Below are 20,120 nucleotides of genomic sequence, written 5' to 3' on the forward strand. Positions count from 1 at the left end.
TTCAACTGTCAAAGACAGGATTATAAGGATTATATCACATTTTGTCAATAACAATTTTAAAGAATTGTTTGAGTTTATTATTGTAAAGGCTTAATATCTAATTTATTATATGCTATAATTACTCAGTATAATAGACTTAAGAAGCTATAAAAATCGAATTAAATAATTACTATAGAGTAGTAATTATTTAGTTTTAGTCAACTTATAAAATAAAGAAAAATATATTGAACTTATTGAAATGGATGTATAGATGTTTTAGTTCAATAAATATATAGATTACAATAATGTAAGATTCATATTGTATATGTAAGATATTCCAATGGAATATAAACTTTTTTTTAGATATAATGTACTAAGTAATTCATAAATAAGATGTATAAAAGTTAGCTAGCTATAGATGTACGTGTATGATAGGAGGAATAAATATGTTGAAAAAGGGAATAATTGTGTTATTAGTAATGATAATGATTTTAAGTATGGCAGCATGTGGTAAAATAGAAACTACAGAAGAATGGTATGAAAAAAATGTAGATGAAATTACATCTATTGACTCAGAAGATTATAGTGATTTAGAATTTTTGAAACCACTATTGAAAGATAAAAAAATTGTTTCTCTAGGAGAAAATTTTCATAGTGTTGGAGATTATAGAGTAATAAAAACTAGATTAATTAAATATTTACATGAAGAACTTGGATATGACACAATAGGATTTGAATCAGGATTAGGCGAATGTGAGATGGTTATGAACAATAAAAATCTAACATCAAAGCAAATGATGGAATATAGTGTCTTACCAGTATGGCATTCAAAAGAGACTCTAAGCCTTTTTGATTATATAAAAGAGCAAAAAGAAACTGACAATCCTATAGATCTTTTTGGTTTTGATATGCAATTCACTAATATGTATTTCATTGAATATATGAAACAGTGGTTAGAAAAAGTTGATGAAAAAGTAGCAGAAGATTATTATAATATGGAAGTAGAATTCTTTCAGAGTTACTATGCACTAATTAATAAGTATGGATTTGATACAGGTCATAGAGAAAAATATCAGAAGATCATTGATAAATATACTGTGGGTTATGATAAGATGATAAAATACATAAAGGACAATCGTAGTAAGTTAGAAGCTATATATCGCAATAATGATATGCTGGTAGACAGTGCACTCCGTACCCTTGAAAATCGAATGAACATTGTTAGAATGAGTATGGTAGATAATGTTGAAGGATACGAAATAAGAGATGTCATTATGGCAGATAATGTAAAGTGGTATATGGAAGCTAACCCAGATAAAAAGATTATCTTATGGGCTCATAATGACCATATTGCAAGGAACACATCACAGATGCTTACACTAGAGAAAGATGAATGGATTAATAGTTTTAAAAGTATGGGAGAGATATTAAGCAAAGAACTAGGAAACGATATGTATGTAATAGGATTATTCATGCAAGGTGGGAAAGCGTCAGCAATTACATCACAAGAAACTTTTAATATACCATCAGTTCCAAAAGGTAGCTTGGAAGAAATAATTAGTAGAAGTGGATACGAAACTTCTTTTGTTGACTTATCCCAGCATAAAAATAAAAATAAGTTCAATAAATGGATGTTCATTAATCAATATGCAAGCGAAGATGGTTTGACTGATGAAGTTATAAGATCAAATGTATTACAATTTATACCTAAAGAACAATATGACGGAATAATATTATTAGATCAGGTATTACCACCAACTAAATAAGTTGAAAATGTAGACTATAATATGTTCTGTTTGATATAGATATTTACATAGAAAAAACTAAATATAAATCAAGTATAAAACAAGATCTGGTATAAATAACTGGATCTTGTTTTATTTATATTATTTGTAAGGCACATAATTAGGGTGCTCAAAATACGTGTAATTTCAACATAATTGTTCATACAATAACAAATTATTATAAAAAAATGCATTTCATCCCATAAATCGTACCGTTCGTCAGATTTCGTTGACATTTAATTCTGAAAAAACTATAATAATAAATAAAAAGGGGCTTGATTATGTCACATACAAAATATAACTTGTATGATTTATCTAGTAAAAATAGTGATATACAAAATATAGTTACTAGAATGAATGAAATACTAAATGAATTCACTAATACTAAAAATTCCATTGATGTAGATATATTATATAGAGATAATATAAATAATGAACTTAATAACATTCAGGGGAATATGAAAGGACTGGCAGACAATTCTTATGGTTTAAATAAATTATTACAAGGTGCTATAAATGAATACAGTAGTTGTGAAAATCAATTAAAGAATCTGTTGAATACATTATCAGATACTAGTGTTGAGGGTAAAGATACTTTTGCGGTACATAATGATACAGAGACTAATCCTAAGAAAAAGTGGGATGAAGAATTATTTAAGAAATATAATAGTAAAATAAATCATTTAGCTGATGTTTGTAACAAAAGTAATAGTTGTACTAATATTAATAAGGATGATAAATATACAAACGATAGTGTTGAATGTTTTAAAGATAGTAGTACAGTTAGTATAGAAGATACTATTGAAAGAGAAGCTATACTAAATATTAGAAGTCAAATTAATAAAAAAATATTAAAATATAGAGCTGATGTTGTGTCTATGTGGGATAGACCAGGTATTAGCCATACATTATTAGAAGGCTCTTATGGTCAAATGTATTATGATATCCTAGTAAATCAAAAAGAAGGTTTAAGGTGTCTTGAATTAACTTTGGATATGGCTGATTTTATCTATGCAGGAGCAACGTCGTATGGAGCAGCAGTAGAGGCTACTGGAGGTAATATATATTTTGCTGTACCTCTTAGTTTTGTGATTTATGCTGCTAGTACTAATGAAAATATGCTTGGTGAAAAGCCAAGTAATATAGATGATGCTTTTGGCTGGAAAGATGCAAGGAAAAAAGGAATTTATGTAACTACTAGGAAACTAGAATATATAATGAAATCTGATTACAGGTACTTTATGGATTTACATGGATATAAGAAAGTAATGATTAAAGATTTGAAAAAAATGAAAGAAGAAATATCCAAACAAGATTCAGATTCATATGATAATGAAGAATATAATAAGATTTATGAAAAAACTCAAATGAAATATATTAATCATCTAATTGATATGAATAAAAACGAAAAAATTTATAAGAAAAAACTTAATAATGATTTAAAAGTTATAGAAAAGTATGTTAAGAGAGGTAGACTATAAAAAAGGAGAATAGTTAATGAATAAACTTAAAAAGTACTATATAATAAATTTTATTATTGTATTAAGCCTAGTTTTAACAAGTTGTGGAAATAAAAAAGGCAATGAGTACGAAACCTTTTTGAATGATTTTTATGATACATACTTTGAAATAGCAAAGACTATAGATGTATATAGTCCTAAAAATGTTGCTAATTCAATGGCTGTATCGGAAGTACAGGATGATATAAATAATCTAAAAGATTTGCTTAATGATATAAAAGATAAAGTTCCAAAAGACAAAGAACGTAATTATAAAGAACTAGAACAATGGTATCAAGATTTAGTAATCATAAGCGATAAAAAATATGAAGATTGGTGGGGTGTAACTTTAGAAGAAAGATTTACAGTCCAAAATACGTTACTGGACATAGCAATAAAGCTTTCAGACTGGGAAGATGAGGAGAGTGGTATAATATGGGATCAGTAATGAAAAGAAATAAAAAAAAATATTAATATCTCTTGGAATTATTATTTTAATTATAGGTATCAGCATAATGTCTTTAGATTGTTTTAATAAGAAAGACAATAAATATGATGTTTTTATGAATGGTTTTTATGATGATTATTTTCAAATAGTCGAAAAGTTAGATGAAGCTAATCCTAAAGATGTTGTAAAGTTAATGGTATGTGAAGATATATTAGAAAAATTAAGTAATCTAAAAGAATTATTAGATGGTATAAAAGACGAAGTTCCAGAAGATAAAGAAAATAATTATAAAAAGCTTAGTGAATGGTATAAAGAATTAGTAATATTGAGCGATAAAAAGTATGAAGATTGGTGGGGAGTTACAGTAGATGAAAGAATAACAGTACATAATATTTTACTTGATACTTCTATAAGACTTTCTAAATGGAATGACAAGGATAGTGGTGTAGTATGGGACAAATAACTAAAAGTTATGATGATTTTCTTAAAGAAATACAAAGATAAAATTTTATATAATAATACTATATAAAACCAGCACGATAAAGATGGAGAAATATAATGAGTAAAGTTAGAAAAGTTCATATTGTTAATTTAATAATAGTATTGTGTTTAATTATATCAGGTTGTGGTAATAAGAAAGGCGATAAATACCATGCATTTTCAAATGATTTTTATGATATATATTTTCAGATAGCTGAAGAGATAGAGGGTATTGATCCAATGAATATTGCACAATCAATGGAATCAGATAATATCAAGGGAAAAATGAATAGCTTAAAAGAGCTGTTTGATAAGTTTGATGAAGATATTCCTGAAAATAAGCAACATAATTATAAAAAGCTAAGTGAATGGTATGACGAATTGGTTGATTTGAGCAATAAAAAATATGAAGATTGGTGGGTAATAACGTTAGACGAACGAATGTTAGCTCATACGACACTAATAGGTATTTCTGTTAGGCTTTCAAATTGGAATGATAAGGATAGTGGTATAGTATGGGATCAGTAATGAAAAGAAATAATAAAAAAATCTTAATATCTCTTGGAATTATTTTAGTTATAGGGTTTAGCATAATGGCTTTAGATTGTTTTAATAAGAAAGGCGATAAATACCATGCGTTTTTAAATGATTTTTATGATTCATATTTCCAGATTGCAGAAACGTTATATCATTGTGATCCAGAACAAGTAGTAAATTTAATGGCAGCTGAAGAAATTCAAGACAAAATGAGTAGTATAGAAGAATTATTAGACAATATTAAAGACGAAGTTCCAGACGATAAAGAAAAAAATTATAAAAATCTGAGTGAATGGTATCAAGATTTAGTAATCATAAGCGATAAAAAGTATGAAGATTGGTGGGGAGTAACTGTGAAGGAAAGAATAACCGTTGATAATATATTACTGGACATAGCAATAAATCTTTCAGACTGGGAAGATGAGGAGAGTGGTATAATATGGGACAAATAACTAAAAAAAATATTCATAAATACATACTAACATATATAACAACTATGGTAGTTATATATATACTCAATATCTTAAACATAAAAATTATTAAACAACTTCCATTTGAGTGTAACAGAGAAAAGATTATGATGTTGTCAGCAATAATATGGTTTGTCATAATATCAGTTATTTACATAGTTTCATACTTGACAGTAAACAAATTTACAAACTACAAAAATAATCCGTTTTTATATTTTCTACCATATTTTGTTATCAATATATTATTAGCCATACTATATTATGTATGTATCAAGCTAAGAATCGATAATTATATAACATATTATATAGATAATTGGTTTTGCTGGACAAACGTTGTTGCAGGTTTAATACCATCTGGATATGGTATGAAAATATTATTATATCAAACAATAGTCTATAATATATGGATTATACTAATAGCTTTTATAGCTAAAAAAATAAAGAACAAGTAATTAAAAAGCACAATAGTAACATAATTTATTATATGAAATAAATGTTAGCTACAATAAAATACTTCAACATATATAACCTATCATCATAATATCAAAAGATGATAGGTTATATTATCAATAGAACTATTCAGTTATAAATTTATACCCCAATTTCTTAACAGTTTCAATATATTTATCATCAGAATCATCTTCTAATTTCTTCCGTAATTTACTAACATGAACCATGACAGTTCTTGTATCACCAATACTATCGCTTTCCCATACATATTCATATATTTGGGAACAGCTGAGTACATTATTTGAATTGTTAATCATAAATAAAAGGATATTAAATTCTGTAGGTGACAGATAAATCTTAGTATCATTTTTTAAGACAATATGATTATTTATATCAATAGTTAAATTATTGATATGTATTAGGTTATGTTTAGGTTTATTTATAGACTGGTCATAATTGATTCTCCTTAAATTAGCTTTAATACGTGCCAGAAGCTCATTTAAGTTAAAAGGCTTTCTAATATAATCATCGCCACCTTTATCTAGAGCTTTAAGGATATAATCCTCATCATCTATGCAACTGATAAAAATTATTGGACAATATATGTTTTGCCTTATTTGTTCACAAAGTTTAGTTCCTTCATAATCTGGAAGTACAATATCAAGTATGATTAAATCAAATTTATCGGTTTTAATTTTCCCTAGAGCATTAGTACTACTATTAGCAGTATCTACAATATACCCATTGTTTTTTAAATAAATACAAATAATTTCTAATATATCCTCATCATCATCAACAACAAGTATCTTAGAATCATTCATTAAATCACCCAATTACTATTTATTTATTACATTTATTATTATGATTATATGAAAGTTTAGAGAAGGTAAATATTAAGTATTAATACTATGTATATAGTTATGTAAAATATCAGCATAAAACAAAAGCATAAAGCAAAAGGTTTAATTTGATGAAATATATTTACATATATGTTATTATTTAGTATATCTAAATTCGACTTATAATTCAACTTAAATATTTAATTTTAGTTATTATAGAAGGAGTTTCAACCAATGAAGAAATTAAAATTTATAATTATTCTCGCATTATTAGCTATAATAATATCTATAACTACATTTAATCAACCTAAAAAACATGAAGAAATATTTATAAATAGCATTGACATAGAAGGCAGACAAAACCTAAAAGAGAATATATTTACCAAAGAAGAATTAGATTGGATAGAATCTAATAAGAATACAGTATTTAACGTAGGACTAGCTATAGATTATGCCCCAATAGAATATCTTGATAAAAAAGGGAATCCTAAGGGGTTAGGTACTGAAATACTAAGGAAGGTAAATGAAATAACAGGACTGAAATTCAAACTATATGACAACATAAAAAATGAGACATGGGATGATATGTTGAATAACATATATCGTGGAAAAGTAGACATACTCTCAACTGTGTCCAATACAAAAAAGAGAAATAAGGGAATACTATTTACAAAGCCATACATAGAAACAACACTTGTCATTTTAGGGCACAAAGATAATCTAATAGTATGTAATGATCTGAAAGCACTTTGTGATAAAAATTTAGTATGTATGAAAGGGTATTTTTTGGTGGATGACTTATTAATAGATAATCCTAATGCCAATATCACATTAGTGAAAAATACAGAAAAAGCTATTAAATATGTCAATAATAAAAAAGCTGACTATACAATATGTGAAATTCCTCTATATACATACTATAAAGAACAAGATATCTATCGGAATATAAGAATTATAGGAGAGATAAAGGATAAAAATCCTATAATGGTAGGAGTAAGAAAAGGATTAGAACCTTTATCAGATATAATAAATAAAACTATAGAGAATATAAATCAAAACGAAATATATGAAAAAGCTTTGGTAATTCCAAATACAAGCAATGTAGAAAAAAAATTAACTATAATAATTATTATACTGATACTTGTTTTATCAGTGGTAGTAAAATATCTATATGATACATTCAGGAAACTGGTTAAAGCCAAAAAAGAAACAGAAAAGGCTAATAAAGAGATAACTAGATTCATGACCAATATTTCCCACGACTTAAGAACTCCAATAACAGTTATATTAGGATATACACAAGCTATAATAGATGGGCATGTAAAAGATTCAAAAGATAAAGATAAATATATTGAAAGAATCTATAAAAGAACTAAATATCTCAACGAACTTATTGAAGACTTCTTTCTAGTTGCAAGGCTAGAAGATAATAAGGTCACTATATTCAAAGAACCTGTAGATATAAATAAATTAATAGGGAGTATAATTTTAGAAATGGAATTAAGCTGTACCAATAAAAATATTGATTTAAGTATGGATTTGGATAAGGAAATAATTGAACCTATAGAAATAGATAAATTGAAAATATATAGAGCTATTGAGAATCTAGTAAATAATGCTATAAAATATACTGATCAAGATGGAAAAATAAAGATTAAGACAAAATTATTGAATAATGGTCAAATAGAGATATCAATAAAAGATAATGGCATAGGCATAAAGAAAGAAGAAATACCGTATCTTTTTGATAGATATTTCAAAGGAAAGAATAGAAGCAAAAATAAAGAATCATTTGGACTTGGTCTATATATAACTAAAGAAGTCATTAGTAAACATAACGGTCGTATTTGGGTAGAAAGCCAATTAAATGAAGGAAGCGTTTTCTATATAGTAATCTAGGAATGGGGATATCCAATTTCTAGATTGTTTTTTTACCTTAAATAAGATAACTTGGTTGACATAAGTTGTTGAATCTTTAAGATTATTTTAGATAAAATAAGTTATATTCGTGTTAAAATATAGAAACAAAATGTATTAATATAAAGCATTTTGTAGTAAAAACAAATATAGATTTAATAAGATATGAATTAATGAGAGGAGTTTTATTTATGAGTAACAACAAAAAATTATTAGCTTTTATAATAATAGCAGTTATGATGTTAATAACATTACCAAATACAGTTTTAGCGGAAGAGGTATCTGTTATAGTACAGTCAAAAGGGACTGACTTAGAGGTAACTATAAAAGATAAGGACAATTCATCTATTAAATCACAGGATTTTATATTATATAAAGGTATAACAACTGTAGGAGAATTAAAAGGACATCTTATTAAAGATGATAATGCTGAATGGAGTGTTAAAGATAAATTTACAGGAGTAAAAGAGGATGATGAGCAACTTAAAGATGGAGATTATCTTTTTGTTGGAGATCCAAAAGAAGGAATGAGCGGAGTTTACAACAAATACGACCATTATGAACTGGAATTAAAAGACCCTATTCCAAATGAAGTTACATCTACAGAATTAAATATTGGACAGTTTCTTAACAAAGATGATATATATAATATGTATTGGTATGATGTGATAGAATCAGGAAGTTATAAAATTACACCAGTTACAACAGTGAAACAATTATTAGAGCATCTTACAAAACATGAACAAGCTACTTGGGTAATTAAAGCAAAAAATGGTGATGTAAAATCAGATACAGATTTATTACAAGATGGAGATACATTAGTAGTAACAGGGACGATAGATAAGGAATATGATATAAGTCTTACTCATGAACATCTCATTTATTCTAATACATACGATATTGAATATGAAACCAAGATTAAATCTGGGTCTAATAAAATTACGGAAGCAATTAGTGTCAGTGAATTGAAATCAGGTATTATTTATAATGAACATACTACTGTAAATGTATATTGTGGTGAAACTAAATTATCTGATGAGGATATGCTAACAGATAAAGATACAATTAAAGTTCAAGGTAAATTACCCATCTCAAATAACTTAACAGTAGATAAAAGTGAAGAATATACTATAGATGCATTAAAAATAAGAACAATTAGTTTTGGCATCAACGGTGGAACAGGTACAGCACCACAAAGTATCTCTGTAATTGATGGAGAGAATTCAACAACCTTACCAGCTAATACAACAATCACTGCACCATCAGGAATGATATTCTCAGATTGGAACACTCAAGAAGATGGAAAGGGCATAGATTATTCAGCAGGTGATACAATTAATGCAGTTACAGATGATATCACATTATATGCAAAATGGGTATCAGATACAGTGCCACCATCAATAAAAAGCTTAAATCCAACAAATGGAACAGATAACATGGGACTTGAGGATAATCTACAAATCACTTTTGATGAAAATGTAGTAGCAGGAACAGGAAATGTTGAAATATACAAAAAAAGTAATGATAGCTTAATGGAATCTATAGATGTAACTAGTGGACAGATATCAGGTACAGGAACAAAAACAATGACAATTAATCCTAATATAACCCTTAAGGGAGGAACACAGTATTACATAAAAATAGATAGTACATGCTTCAAAGATGAAAACAATAACAATTATACAGGAATATCAGATAAGGAAAGTTGGAAATTTACAACAGTTGGTGAAATTGACATAACTCCACCAGCCATAAATAGCACAATCCCAGCAAATGGTGCTAATAACATAGCATTAAATAATGACCTGGAAATTACTTTTGATGATAAAGTGACAGTAGGAACAGGGAACATCAAAATATATAAATCTAAAGATGATAGCATATTAGAATCAATAGATGTAACAGGGAAAAACATAACAGGTGGTGGAACCAATAAAATAAATGTAACAGTAAATTCAACTTACCATGAAGGCACAGAATATTATATATTGATAGATGGAACATGCTTTGCAGATGAGAATTCAAATGCACATGCTGGAATAAGTGACAAATCAAGTTGGAAATTTACAACTATAAAAAATTCACATCCAGGTGGAGGAGATGCTTCAGGCGGAGATACTTCCACTGGAGATAGTTCTAGTAACAGTGATACATTAACATCAACAACAAAACCAACTGACAAAGGTATTATAGTCATCGTTAATGGTCAAAAACAGATAGCAGGAACAGAAAAAATAAAAGTTGAGAATGGACAAAAGAGTGTTGATCTTACAGTTAATGGAGATATGGTTAATAAAAAAATACAGCAAGTTATCAAGGAACAAAAGAAACTAAAACCAGAACAGCAAAAAGAAATTGATAATATTGTAGAAGTACCTGTCTCAACTAAAAATGCTAATTCAATAAGCACCACATTAACAGGAGACATAATTAAAAAAATGGAGCAGGAAGAATTCAAGCTTTCTATAAATACAGAAGACGTAGACTATATAATTCCTGCAAAAGAAGTATCTGTGGAAAAAGTTGCAGAGACATTAGGAGTATCAGTGGAAAATTTAGAAAAAATTAAAGTAGAAGTTAAAATTGAAAGAATGGACAAGACTATCAGAAAGCAAATTACTGAACATGCAATTGAGAACAATCAAGAGATAGTTTTCCCACCAGTTGAGTTCAAAGTTATTGTAAAATCAGCAGCAACGAAAGATAAAAAAGAAATTACAATCTCTAGATTCAATCAATATGTAGAAAGAGTCATGGAAATACCAAAAGGAATTAATTCTAGTAAAATTACAACTGGAATAGTATACAATGAAGATGGAACATTTTCACATATACCAACAATAGTATTCAGTAAAGGCGGTAAATACTATGCCAAATTACAATCACTTACAAACTCAAGTTATTCAGTTATCTGGAATGAGATTACTGTTGCATCAGTAGAGAATCATTGGTCTAAAAATCAGGTTAACGACATGGCATCTAGACTAATAATTAAAAACCCAGAAGATTTCCAACCAGATGCAGAAATCACAAGAGGCGAATTCGCTGAATACATAACAAAAGCACTTGGATTATACAGGACAAACGTAGCCAAAGAGAATCTATTTCAAGATGTAGATTCAACAAATGAACTAGCAGATGCTATAACAATAGCCGTTGATTATGATATTATAAAAGGCTATCCTGATGGAACATTCAGACCGGATGCCAAAATTACAAGGGAAGAAGCCATGACTATGTATGCAACCGCAATGGATATTGTTGGACTAAAAGAAGTAGATAGTAATCGAATAGAAAAATACAAAGATAATCAAGAAGTATCCCAGTGGGCTTATGAATCAGTCAACAAAACATTAAGAGCTGGTGTATTCAATAGCAGAACACAAAATAATGATACTATTGCACCACAAGAACCATTTACATATGCAGAAGCGGCTACAGCTATTAGGAATTTATTGGTTAAGGGTGAATTAATTAATAACTAATAATTAATATATATATCAATATTAATGGTTTTGATATTTCCCCTTATAGTAGATAGTTAAAATAATAGAACTGTTTATTATAAGGGGAGTTTTACAATAAAATTTCCATATAGCATAACATTAAATATTTGTTCATGAGAATAAAATAATACAATACTTTAATATGGATAAATATAAGCATCTTCAGGCTCATCAACCTGTTGAACTGTAGTTGCATTGATATTAGGTATTTTATTACCTTCAAATTCTTTTGAATCCAATGTACCCGTTACTTTAACCCATGAATCTTTTTCTAATTGTACGGTATTATCATACTGACATAAAAAACCTATTGGAACCATATCAGCCGCACAGCAGACCATTAAAAGTCGTGCTGGTACGAACTCATTATCTGCAAATTCCTTATTATCTTTGAAAACGAATCCTATAACTTCTATTTTAGTTCCCTTATATTTATCTAGGTTTTCATATATTTCAGTTAGATATTTATAATAATTACTATCATCCATTACAATTACATCTTCATCTATATTTATAATATCATTAAAACTATCACTAGAACTATCACTAGAAGTTTTATTAGAACTATTATCTGAACTATCATCTATTTCATTTCTCACTATAATATCAACTGCACCATTAGTTTCAACTGGCGTTTGATCTTGCTCAACGACTGGTTTTGAAGAAGTTTTGTCAGTCGCATAAATAGTGCTGGATGAAAGTTCAAGACTTCCTGTTGCTTTTGTACTCGAATCAAAAGTTTCCGGTGGAAGAGCAAATCCCATTAATAAAGGAATTAAAAAAAACAGTAATGTCCAAGATTTTGTTTTCAAATGCTGTTTTTTTGGAAGTTCTCCCACTAAGAGTATTGCTATTAATACCATAACTATAGCAGCAAATATAATATATGGAATGATTCTGGGATGTACATATTGTTTTACTGAACCTGAAAATACAGTAAACAAATAAAAGGATGCAAACCCAAGAAGCAATAATATTTTCAAACAGATATTTATATTGAATTTGATTAGTTTTGTCTTCATTATTTATCTCCCTCATAAGAATATAATGGTAAAAAAACTTATAAATAAAAAGTTCAAAATAGTAATAAGTAATACAAGTCTAATAACAAAACTTTTCTTGAAATTAGCTAAAAGCATTAATAGATTCTTTACATCCATCATTGGTCCAAATACTAGAAAACCTAGAATTGAACTCATGGAAAACTTGTTAATGAAACTTCTTGCAATAAAAGCATCTGAAGTAGAGCAGGCAGAAAAGAGGAATGCCATTAACATCATCAATATAAGAGAAAAACCACTTTTTGAGCCAAGTTCTACAAAAACTTTTTTAGGAATCAATATCTGAATAAGGCTTGTTGTTAAAGCACCTATAACTAAATATTTCCCCACATTGAAAAATTCATCTCCAGCATGTAAAAACATAGTTTTAAATTTCATTAATATACTGTTTTCACTATGATTGTCACCATGATGGTGGCAAGTACATGAATGGCTAATGTTGCTATGATGATCATTATGACATCGATAATCATAATCAGTAGATATAGTAGAAAAATCATTTCTATATAGCATCATAATCAAACCTACAGCTACAGCTATTGTTAAACCAAAACCTACTCTGAATAAAGTTATTTCAGGATGTCCAGGAAATGCATATAGTGTTGACATAATTACAATGGGATTGATAATAGGAGCTGAGAGCATAAAAGTTATAGCGATAGGTACTGGAACACCTTTTTTAACAAGTCGTGACATAACAGGAACAATTGCACATTCACATACAGGAAATAGAGCACCTGCAAACATTGCTGTCAAAAATCCAATACCATATTTTGTTGGGAAAATCTTAACTATCCATTCATCTGGCACAAAGACATGCATAGCGGACGATACCAGCACACCAATAAGCATAAAAGGAAATGCTTGCATAAGTATACTTGTAAAAACAGTGTTCAAAACTATTAGATTCGTTAAATCCACATTTACAGATCTAACAATCGAAAATAATAGATATCCTCCTGCAAGAAGTATAAGTCCACCAGTAAATATTGTTGTAATACTTATCTTTTTTGTCATTAATACATCCTCCGCTTACTTAAAATTATTCCATAACCTCAGTTAAATATTGAATTATATTTTCAATGTTCTCTATATAATTTGGAGCCAAGGGTGATAACTGTACAGTTTTTCCTGCTATTTCATCTGCAAAGGATTGTGCTTGTTTACTGGATATTTCTGATTGATAAAAGATTGCTTTTATATTTTCTGCTTTTGCTAAATCAATCATTTCTTTTAAACTTTGTGGTGTTGCATCTTTTCCGTTTTTCTCTAGGGCATACATTTGAAGATTGTAATCATCAGCTAGATATCCAAATGCGGGATGAAAAACAATAAACTTTCTGTTTTTAATATCTTTTAGTGACTCTTGGATATCTTTATCAAGCTTATCAAGTTCAGCGATATATTTTTCACCGTTTTCCTTGTATACATCTTCATTGTCAGGATCAAAGGAACTGACTTCCCGAACAATGGACTCTACCATGGTTTTAACTCTTTTTGGTGATAACCATATGTGAGGATCATTTTTTCCAGGGGCAAATTCTCTAGGGGAATATGCTTGTGTTACTTCATCTTGAAGTTTAATAATTTTCATATCTTTCATATCTGTTGCTTTGGATAAAATGTTTGTTTGTTCTGTAGGTACACCTATAGAGAAATATAATTTTGCTTTACTGAATTGTTCCATTTCCTTAGGAGTAGGTTGATAATTTGCTGGACTATTTCCAGCAGGAACTAATGATATTACATCAAACATATCACCACAAACTTTTTCTACAAAAGTTTTCTCAGGTACGATTGTCACTGCAATAACAGGTTTTTCAATGTCAGAATTTTTATTATTACTGCAACCAGCGATAAGTAAAATTAGTAGCATAGTGCCTGTTATTATACTTATAATTTTTTTTGATTTCATCTTATTCCACCTTTCTAATTAATTAGTAAATGCAAATCATTTGCATTTACTATTATATTTTAATGATTATTCCTTGTCAACATAATTATTAAAAGATGTATAAATTTAGTAGTTATGTTTATGGATAGATTACGTTATATGTACCCTATAAAATATTTAGAAAAAAATATAAAAACGAAAAACATGAGCTTTATTTAATTAAAAACAAACAATTATAAAGTATGTATTAAATATAGTTGATATAAACAAACGATATGATATAATATTTACAATACATACAATAAAATAAATTTATTATAAAGGAGAAGATTAAAAATGATTAAAAAGAATATTTCGTTATTGGTTATTGTTTTGTTTATGGTAGGGGTAACTAGCATGACAAGTTTGGCAGCACATGGTGAAAATATACTTAGACCCGAGGAAAAATTAAGTATTGGACAATGGCTTCAATCCAATAATCAGCAGTATAAATTATATATGAAGCCGACAGGAAGACTTATTCTGTATAATTTAGATAAAGAAGTGTGGCAATCTAGTACATGCCATACAGATAAGTGGCAAATTAGTGGATGCATGATGGAAGGGACAACTGGTAATTTCGTTATTCAAGCTTTTCCATTATTCTACGACCCTCAATTTCCTTATGGCAAACCTTATCCCATTTGGAGCACACGTACATGGGGTCACCCAGGCGCTTGTTTAATTCTTCAAGACGATGGTTCGTTGGGTGTATGGTCAGGCAATACCCCAATATGGTTTGCGCATTAATCATCCAAATAGATAAATAGAAATGATTAAGAGGTGTCAACCTCAATGTAACATTTAACAAGATTTGTATGTATTAAATAAAAAATAAAAGGTTATCTCGATACTTAGGGATAGCCTTCTAATTTTAGTTGCCAGTAATTCACTTAATTATTATGAGATAACTTTGATCGCTTTGTATATTTCTTTTCTGTAGAACCTATATGTTCACCATCCACAATTCCAATATCATCGCCATCTTTTGGAAATATTTTTCTCATTTCACGGTTTGATTTATCACGGGTTTTCAAAAGGTTTTTATTGTTATTCATACTTATACCTCCACTTTACATATATTTATATAGTCAATCATATTTTATCCATATTAATTAAATATATATTGGAAAGTATAGTAAAAATATTAAAATGAAAAATTTAGCTATGATAAAGTTATCTAAAGCACCTTCAGTATTTTCAATAAATCAACACAATCATAAAATCCATATTTATAAACATCGCAAAAAAGTATACTATTAATACAGTTATTCATACTTAAATAATCATCAATGATTTTTTTGTCTGCTTTATCCATTCTATCAAGTAAATCTGAAAAAGCTTTTTTATACTTTTGTCTATCTAATGTCTGTTCTTTTATTTCAGAATTAGTAGATAAGCTCTGTTTGAGTTTATCATCTACAATGTTAATTATTAAATCATTAATATGTGTTGAGTAGTTATGTAGCATAAACTATACCTCCCAAAAAAATTTATAAATCAACAGATACAATTATAGCTTATTTAAATATTATAGTGTTATTTTAAGACAAAATGGCTTAAGCAAATTATTATTAGTTATATATAATACAGGAAGTATAAATTTATTTAGAAAAAATAATTAAATAATGTTATTATATGAAATATAATAATTAGCTTATGACATAGAAAGGAGAAAACATGAACAATCAATATATAATAGACTTTGCAGATTACAAAGACATGGATGAATGGATGGATATGGTTGACATTGTCAAAGACGATTTCCCAGGCTTAGATATGGATGATTACAGAAAAGGTATGGAAAAGACTATAGAACGAAAAACAGGAATACTAGCTAGACATGATGATAAAATAGTAGGACTGCTTATAATCAGTAGGAAAAATTCAGAAATTTGTTTTTTAGCGGTACATCCAGACTATAGAAAAAAAGGTATAGCATCAAAACTATTACAGTTTTCCTTTGAAGAATTCAAACCGGAAACGGATATAAAAGTTACTACATATAGAGAAGGCGATCCAAAAGGAATAGCCCCTCGTAAATTATATAAAAGATTAGGATTCATAGAAGATGAATTACTGATTGAATTTGATTATCCTACTCAGAGGTTTATAAAACCATCTATGTAATTATTTAAATTCTAAAATTGTATTGATAGTAGTTTCTCTTAATATAGGTTCAGACTCAGGTAATAATGTATAGATATCTATAGTATAGAATTTATCATCCTCAGTCACTTCATAGCCTAGATTAGGAGAGATATTATCAAGGTTAAATTCATTGACTTTATTTTTTAAGACATCATAGATTTTATGTGTTTCATTTAGAATCATAGATTGTTCTTCACTTGAACTAGTATTCACAGGCTCAATTTCTATGCTGAATTCATCCCATAATAACATTGAATAACTATTTTCTGTAGAAGATGGCTGTCCTTTTTTTATTAGAGTCCAAAACTTCCATTTGTCATTGGATAATAAAAGATAATTAAAATTACCATCATAATCATATACTTTAATTATTTTTTCTTTGCTATTAGAAGTTTGATTTACAGGCTTATAAGTCTCAAACGTAGTTATGTTATATCCATTTTTAATAAGGATGATGGAAATGATAAAGGTTTAGCCAAAAAATATATACTAATTAGTATAATCATGATAATGGATATTTTTTTAACATTTCTATTCAAAATAATCACCATAAGCCTTTCTATTACAAAAATCTTATTTACTCTATGATTTGCATTTTTTACTTGGAGAAAAATATATACTAGTAAAATCTAACTAATTAATATTTTGACATATATACTGGTTAAATGACATAATATTTCAATATTTAGAAGGTTATAATTTTAAGTAATGTACATACTTAATATAAAAATTAAACTATAGATTACTTAATAGTTCAAAAGGATTATATAATACTTGATGACTTATAATAATATAATTGAAAGGAATCTTTATTATTATCTAAGGATAACCTTGACAAATCCAATATAATAGGATACGATTAAATTAAATTTAGTAAATTACTAAATTACTAAATTACTAAATAGTAAAGGGGGTCATAATATGAAGATACCTACAAAATTAAAACATAAGCCTGTTATAGTTTCTGAAAACTATGAAAATGTTGATGGTAGATACGCCTATGATACTGATGCTAAAGGGCTTTCATTAGGATTGGCGCAGTGGAATGATAGAGGAAATGTGGAGATATCAGCTAAAGTTTGGAGACATACAGGTGAAAAATGGTCGAGACAATCTGAAGAATTACCACTACATCGTGTACTAGACTTATCAATTCTTATTTGCAGAACCATGGGACATTTCAAAGAAGCGTATCGCTATGATAATCTATACAATCAAGATAAACCTATTATCGAAAGAGTAGGATTACAAGGTGATGCAATGAACGTAGAAGTATGTACAGATAATGAAAAAATAAATGAAGATATTAAACTTTTTAATCAAATTCTAAGTGATGATGGGGAACTCATAGCTGAAAGATTAAAAATATTATCAGGTATGTTAAAGGAATTAGGTTATTAGTTATATAATAATGGTTACTCTTCATTTATAAGTTGTAAGAAAAATAACAAATAAAATTATTTAAAATAGAAATATGGAGGGTATTATGAATATACTATTTAAAGAAATAGATAACGATAATTGGGAAGAATGCTTTAATTTAAAGGTTTTTAAGGAGCAAGAAGAATTTGTCGCACCTAATTCATACTCATTGTTAGAAGCTCATTATGGAAAAAATTTATTTCCATTAGCAATATATGATGACGATACAATGGTTGGGTTTATCATGTATGAGATTGATGAAGAAGATAATAGTATGGCTATGTGCAGATTAATGATTGACCAAAAATATCAGAAAAGAGGATATGGAAGAGTAGCAGTTATAAAACTTCTAGACTTCATAAGAGAAAAATATGGCAAGATGCCTTTTTACACTAGCTTTGAACCAGAAAATAAGGTAGCTGAAAAACTTTATGAAAGTGTAGGATTCAAGAAAACAGGTGAAGTTTTATGCGAAGAACTTGTTGCTAAGATTGATTTATAAGTAGTGCTTAGATATACTACCTATGAATATCATCAGCCGATTGAATGTTATATTCTTTTAATAGAGTAGTAATAATATTTTTACACTAATAAACTTAATTTTTTTGCAATAATAGATAGCCTTCTATAGTATATATTTTACTATAGAAGGCTATCTGATATTTATTATACTGTTATGAGTAGTTCAAAATTCTTTATCAAGTATGTTTCATTGAATAATATTTTCGAGGTTGGTAAATTTTATCTCTAAATTCTTAATTTTTCTTAAATACTCTATTGGTATAGGTTGTTCAATATTTTGATTATCAGAAAGAATCAGATCTTCTAAATTACTTAGATATTTAATATTATTTATGTTATTTATATCATTGCCACCTATTAAAAGTGATTTTAGTGTCTTTAAATTTTCAATACCATCTATAGATGATAAATAATTTAAATTCAAATCCAATAATATAAGATTAGGTAATTTAGTTAATTCACCAATATTGTCAATTTTATTATCAGACAACACTAAATCTTCTAAGGTAATTATATTTGATATATTCTGTATATCTTTAATGTTATTTCCCGATAAATCAAGTATACGTAACTTAGGTAAATCTAATTTAGGAATATTATCTATTTTATTATTACTTAAATCTAATGAATCTACGTTCAGATTGTTGATATACTTAATTTCTTTGATTCGATTATTGGACAAGCAAAGATATCTGATGTTTTTAAGATTTTGTATGCCATCTAAATTCTTTATATTACATTTAGATAAATCTAACGTTGTAACATCATATAAGTTTGCTCTATTTAACTTACCAATATTTTGTTTTAATGCATTTCTTAAGTTAGAATCGTCTATTGAGACTTCAGCATACCAATAATTATAAGAACAAAAAGCAATTAGTAATATTAAAGGTAAGATAATAAATGTTAATTTCTTTTTCATAAAAACTCTCCTCGAATTCATCGTTTATCATATTTATAGTATATATAGTCTTATTTCACCATTGGTTTAGTTATTCAATTCATAATAAATATATTTAAAGAGTATATTATTTGAATATTTAACCTTAGTTCTTAAATTATATACCTTATTAATGTTAGATTCAACATTCATAAGAATTCCTCAGCCCCGAAAGGTAAATA

The 20,120-nt window shown here is 27.7% G+C and carries 21 protein-coding genes; 13 read left to right on the top strand and 8 right to left on the bottom strand.

The features are described 5' to 3' along the window. Positions 1–425: 425 nt before the first annotated feature. The 7 genes from ACX6CF_RS20465 (at position 426) to ACX6CF_RS20495 (ending at position 5,649) form a co-directional block, all read left to right on the top strand. Positions 426–1,745, top strand: coding sequence for an erythromycin esterase family protein (locus tag ACX6CF_RS20465; RefSeq protein WP_458787221.1), 1,320 nt, complete (start codon positions 426–428; stop codon positions 1,743–1,745). A gap of 299 nt (positions 1,746–2,044) precedes the next feature. Then, positions 2,045–3,244: a hypothetical protein gene (locus tag ACX6CF_RS20470; protein ID WP_458787222.1), complete on the top strand. Its 1,200-nt coding sequence runs from the start codon at positions 2,045–2,047 to the stop codon at positions 3,242–3,244. Positions 3,245–3,260: 16 nt separating this feature from the next. Next, positions 3,261–3,710 (top strand): hypothetical protein, encoded by a 450-nt coding sequence (locus ACX6CF_RS20475; protein WP_458787223.1) that lies wholly within the window; start codon positions 3,261–3,263, stop codon positions 3,708–3,710. A 67-nt stretch (positions 3,711–3,777) separates the two neighbouring features. Then, complete coding sequence (locus ACX6CF_RS20480; RefSeq protein WP_458787224.1) at positions 3,778–4,173, top strand: hypothetical protein; 396 nt, start codon at positions 3,778–3,780, stop codon at positions 4,171–4,173. 95 nt (positions 4,174–4,268) lie between these two features. Further along, positions 4,269–4,718 (top strand): hypothetical protein, encoded by a 450-nt coding sequence (locus ACX6CF_RS20485; protein ID WP_458787225.1) that lies wholly within the window; start codon positions 4,269–4,271, stop codon positions 4,716–4,718. Continuing rightward, positions 4,706–5,179 carry a hypothetical protein gene (locus tag ACX6CF_RS20490; RefSeq protein WP_458787226.1) on the top strand — a complete coding sequence of 158 codons (474 nt, stop codon included), beginning with the start codon at positions 4,706–4,708 and terminating at the stop codon, positions 5,177–5,179. Before ACX6CF_RS20485 ends, ACX6CF_RS20490 begins: the two co-directional genes overlap by 13 nt. After that, entirely contained in the window at positions 5,167–5,649 is a 483-nt protein-coding gene (locus ACX6CF_RS20495) for a hypothetical protein (protein ID WP_458787227.1), read from the top strand. Before ACX6CF_RS20490 ends, ACX6CF_RS20495 begins: the two co-directional genes overlap by 13 nt. Before the next feature lie 123 nt (positions 5,650–5,772). Here ACX6CF_RS20495 and ACX6CF_RS20500 read toward each other — a convergent pair whose 3' ends face one another. Continuing rightward, positions 5,773–6,468, bottom strand: a complete 696-nt coding sequence (locus ACX6CF_RS20500; protein ID WP_458787228.1) for a response regulator transcription factor — start codon at positions 6,466–6,468, stop codon at positions 5,773–5,775. 252 nt (positions 6,469–6,720) lie between these two features. Between ACX6CF_RS20500 and ACX6CF_RS20505 the strand changes: the two genes are divergently transcribed. Together ACX6CF_RS20505 and ACX6CF_RS20510 are read left to right on the top strand one after the other, a co-directional pair. Then, positions 6,721–8,385 carry an ATP-binding protein gene (locus ACX6CF_RS20505; RefSeq protein ID WP_458787229.1) on the top strand — a complete coding sequence of 555 codons (1,665 nt, stop codon included), beginning with the start codon at positions 6,721–6,723 and terminating at the stop codon, positions 8,383–8,385. 209 nt (positions 8,386–8,594) lie between these two features. Beyond that, positions 8,595–11,888, top strand: a complete 3,294-nt coding sequence (locus ACX6CF_RS20510) for an Ig-like domain-containing protein (RefSeq protein ID WP_458787230.1) — start codon at positions 8,595–8,597, stop codon at positions 11,886–11,888. Positions 11,889–12,046: 158 nt separating this feature from the next. Here ACX6CF_RS20510 and ACX6CF_RS20515 read toward each other — a convergent pair whose 3' ends face one another. Genes ACX6CF_RS20515 through ACX6CF_RS20525 form a run of 3 tightly spaced genes read right to left on the bottom strand, consistent with a single transcriptional unit; the run spans position 12,047 to position 14,885 of the window. Continuing rightward, the gene (locus ACX6CF_RS20515) at positions 12,047–12,931 is read right to left on the bottom strand and encodes a TIGR03943 family putative permease subunit (protein ID WP_458787231.1); all 885 of its coding nucleotides are present in this window, start codon (positions 12,929–12,931) and stop codon (positions 12,047–12,049) included. 12 nt (positions 12,932–12,943) lie between these two features. Beyond that, positions 12,944–13,987, bottom strand: a complete 1,044-nt coding sequence (locus tag ACX6CF_RS20520; RefSeq protein WP_458787232.1) for a permease — start codon at positions 13,985–13,987, stop codon at positions 12,944–12,946. A 25-nt stretch (positions 13,988–14,012) separates the two neighbouring features. Beyond that, positions 14,013–14,885, bottom strand: coding sequence for a metal ABC transporter solute-binding protein, Zn/Mn family (locus ACX6CF_RS20525; RefSeq protein ID WP_458787233.1), 873 nt, complete (start codon positions 14,883–14,885; stop codon positions 14,013–14,015). Between the two features lie 375 nt (positions 14,886–15,260). On the opposite strand from ACX6CF_RS20525, the gene ACX6CF_RS20530 reads away from it, so the two are divergent. Continuing rightward, positions 15,261–15,653, top strand: coding sequence for a hypothetical protein (locus ACX6CF_RS20530; RefSeq protein WP_458787234.1), 393 nt, complete (start codon positions 15,261–15,263; stop codon positions 15,651–15,653). A gap of 143 nt (positions 15,654–15,796) precedes the next feature. Here the strand turns inward: ACX6CF_RS20530 and ACX6CF_RS20535 are convergent, their stop codons facing one another. Together ACX6CF_RS20535 and ACX6CF_RS20540 are read right to left on the bottom strand one after the other, a co-directional pair. Beyond that, positions 15,797–15,961, bottom strand: coding sequence for a hypothetical protein (locus ACX6CF_RS20535; RefSeq protein ID WP_339364116.1), 165 nt, complete (start codon positions 15,959–15,961; stop codon positions 15,797–15,799). A 122-nt stretch (positions 15,962–16,083) separates the two neighbouring features. Beyond that, positions 16,084–16,374 carry a hypothetical protein gene (locus ACX6CF_RS20540; RefSeq protein WP_458787235.1) on the bottom strand — a complete coding sequence of 97 codons (291 nt, stop codon included), beginning with the start codon at positions 16,372–16,374 and terminating at the stop codon, positions 16,084–16,086. A 209-nt stretch (positions 16,375–16,583) separates the two neighbouring features. On the opposite strand from ACX6CF_RS20540, the gene ACX6CF_RS20545 reads away from it, so the two are divergent. After that, on the top strand, positions 16,584–17,033 hold the full coding sequence (locus ACX6CF_RS20545) for a GNAT family N-acetyltransferase (RefSeq protein WP_458787236.1): 450 nt from the start codon (positions 16,584–16,586) through the stop codon (positions 17,031–17,033). Here the strand turns inward: ACX6CF_RS20545 and ACX6CF_RS20550 are convergent, their stop codons facing one another. Beyond that, a complete protein-coding gene (locus ACX6CF_RS20550; RefSeq protein ID WP_458787237.1) occupies positions 17,034–17,306 on the bottom strand; it encodes a hypothetical protein in 273 nt (90 codons plus the stop codon). 669 nt (positions 17,307–17,975) lie between these two features. On the opposite strand from ACX6CF_RS20550, the gene ACX6CF_RS20555 reads away from it, so the two are divergent. Then, on the top strand, positions 17,976–18,455 hold the full coding sequence (locus tag ACX6CF_RS20555; RefSeq protein WP_458787238.1) for a DUF6530 family protein: 480 nt from the start codon (positions 17,976–17,978) through the stop codon (positions 18,453–18,455). Between the two features lie 85 nt (positions 18,456–18,540). Beyond that, entirely contained in the window at positions 18,541–18,978 is a 438-nt protein-coding gene (locus ACX6CF_RS20560) for a GNAT family N-acetyltransferase (RefSeq protein WP_458787239.1), read from the top strand. Between the two features lie 207 nt (positions 18,979–19,185). On the opposite strand, the gene ACX6CF_RS20565 is transcribed toward ACX6CF_RS20560, so the two are convergent. Beyond that, the gene (locus ACX6CF_RS20565) at positions 19,186–19,920 is read right to left on the bottom strand and encodes a leucine-rich repeat domain-containing protein (protein ID WP_458787240.1); all 735 of its coding nucleotides are present in this window, start codon (positions 19,918–19,920) and stop codon (positions 19,186–19,188) included. Positions 19,921–20,120 lie beyond the last annotated feature (200 nt).

This window comes from Vallitalea sediminicola, from assembly GCF_054408565.1.

Bases quoted from the DNA above. Each gene is read 5' to 3' on its own strand.
- ACX6CF_RS20465 (WP_458787221.1), top strand. From the start codon at position 426: ATGTTGAAAAAGGGAATAATTGTGTTATTAGTAATGATAATGATTTTA.
- ACX6CF_RS20470 (WP_458787222.1), top strand. From the start codon at position 2,045: ATGTCACATACAAAATATAACTTGTATGATTTATCTAGTAAAAATAGT.
- ACX6CF_RS20475 (WP_458787223.1), top strand. From the start codon at position 3,261: ATGAATAAACTTAAAAAGTACTATATAATAAATTTTATTATTGTATTA.
- ACX6CF_RS20480 (WP_458787224.1), top strand. From the start codon at position 3,778: ATGTCTTTAGATTGTTTTAATAAGAAAGACAATAAATATGATGTTTTT.
- ACX6CF_RS20485 (WP_458787225.1), top strand. From the start codon at position 4,269: ATGAGTAAAGTTAGAAAAGTTCATATTGTTAATTTAATAATAGTATTG.
- ACX6CF_RS20490 (WP_458787226.1), top strand. From the start codon at position 4,706: ATGGGATCAGTAATGAAAAGAAATAATAAAAAAATCTTAATATCTCTT.
- ACX6CF_RS20495 (WP_458787227.1), top strand. From the start codon at position 5,167: ATGGGACAAATAACTAAAAAAAATATTCATAAATACATACTAACATAT.
- ACX6CF_RS20500 (WP_458787228.1), bottom strand. From the start codon at position 6,468: ATGAATGATTCTAAGATACTTGTTGTTGATGATGATGAGGATATATTA.
- ACX6CF_RS20505 (WP_458787229.1), top strand. From the start codon at position 6,721: ATGAAGAAATTAAAATTTATAATTATTCTCGCATTATTAGCTATAATA.
- ACX6CF_RS20510 (WP_458787230.1), top strand. From the start codon at position 8,595: ATGAGTAACAACAAAAAATTATTAGCTTTTATAATAATAGCAGTTATG.
- ACX6CF_RS20515 (WP_458787231.1), bottom strand. From the start codon at position 12,931: ATGAAGACAAAACTAATCAAATTCAATATAAATATCTGTTTGAAAATA.
- ACX6CF_RS20520 (WP_458787232.1), bottom strand. From the start codon at position 13,987: ATGACAAAAAAGATAAGTATTACAACAATATTTACTGGTGGACTTATA.
- ACX6CF_RS20525 (WP_458787233.1), bottom strand. From the start codon at position 14,885: ATGAAATCAAAAAAAATTATAAGTATAATAACAGGCACTATGCTACTA.
- ACX6CF_RS20530 (WP_458787234.1), top strand. From the start codon at position 15,261: ATGACAAGTTTGGCAGCACATGGTGAAAATATACTTAGACCCGAGGAA.
- ACX6CF_RS20535 (WP_339364116.1), bottom strand. From the start codon at position 15,961: ATGAATAACAATAAAAACCTTTTGAAAACCCGTGATAAATCAAACCGT.
- ACX6CF_RS20540 (WP_458787235.1), bottom strand. From the start codon at position 16,374: ATGCTACATAACTACTCAACACATATTAATGATTTAATAATTAACATT.
- ACX6CF_RS20545 (WP_458787236.1), top strand. From the start codon at position 16,584: ATGAACAATCAATATATAATAGACTTTGCAGATTACAAAGACATGGAT.
- ACX6CF_RS20550 (WP_458787237.1), bottom strand. From the start codon at position 17,306: ATGTTATTATGGGATGAATTCAGCATAGAAATTGAGCCTGTGAATACT.
- ACX6CF_RS20555 (WP_458787238.1), top strand. From the start codon at position 17,976: ATGAAGATACCTACAAAATTAAAACATAAGCCTGTTATAGTTTCTGAA.
- ACX6CF_RS20560 (WP_458787239.1), top strand. From the start codon at position 18,541: ATGAATATACTATTTAAAGAAATAGATAACGATAATTGGGAAGAATGC.
- ACX6CF_RS20565 (WP_458787240.1), bottom strand. From the start codon at position 19,920: ATGAAAAAGAAATTAACATTTATTATCTTACCTTTAATATTACTAATT.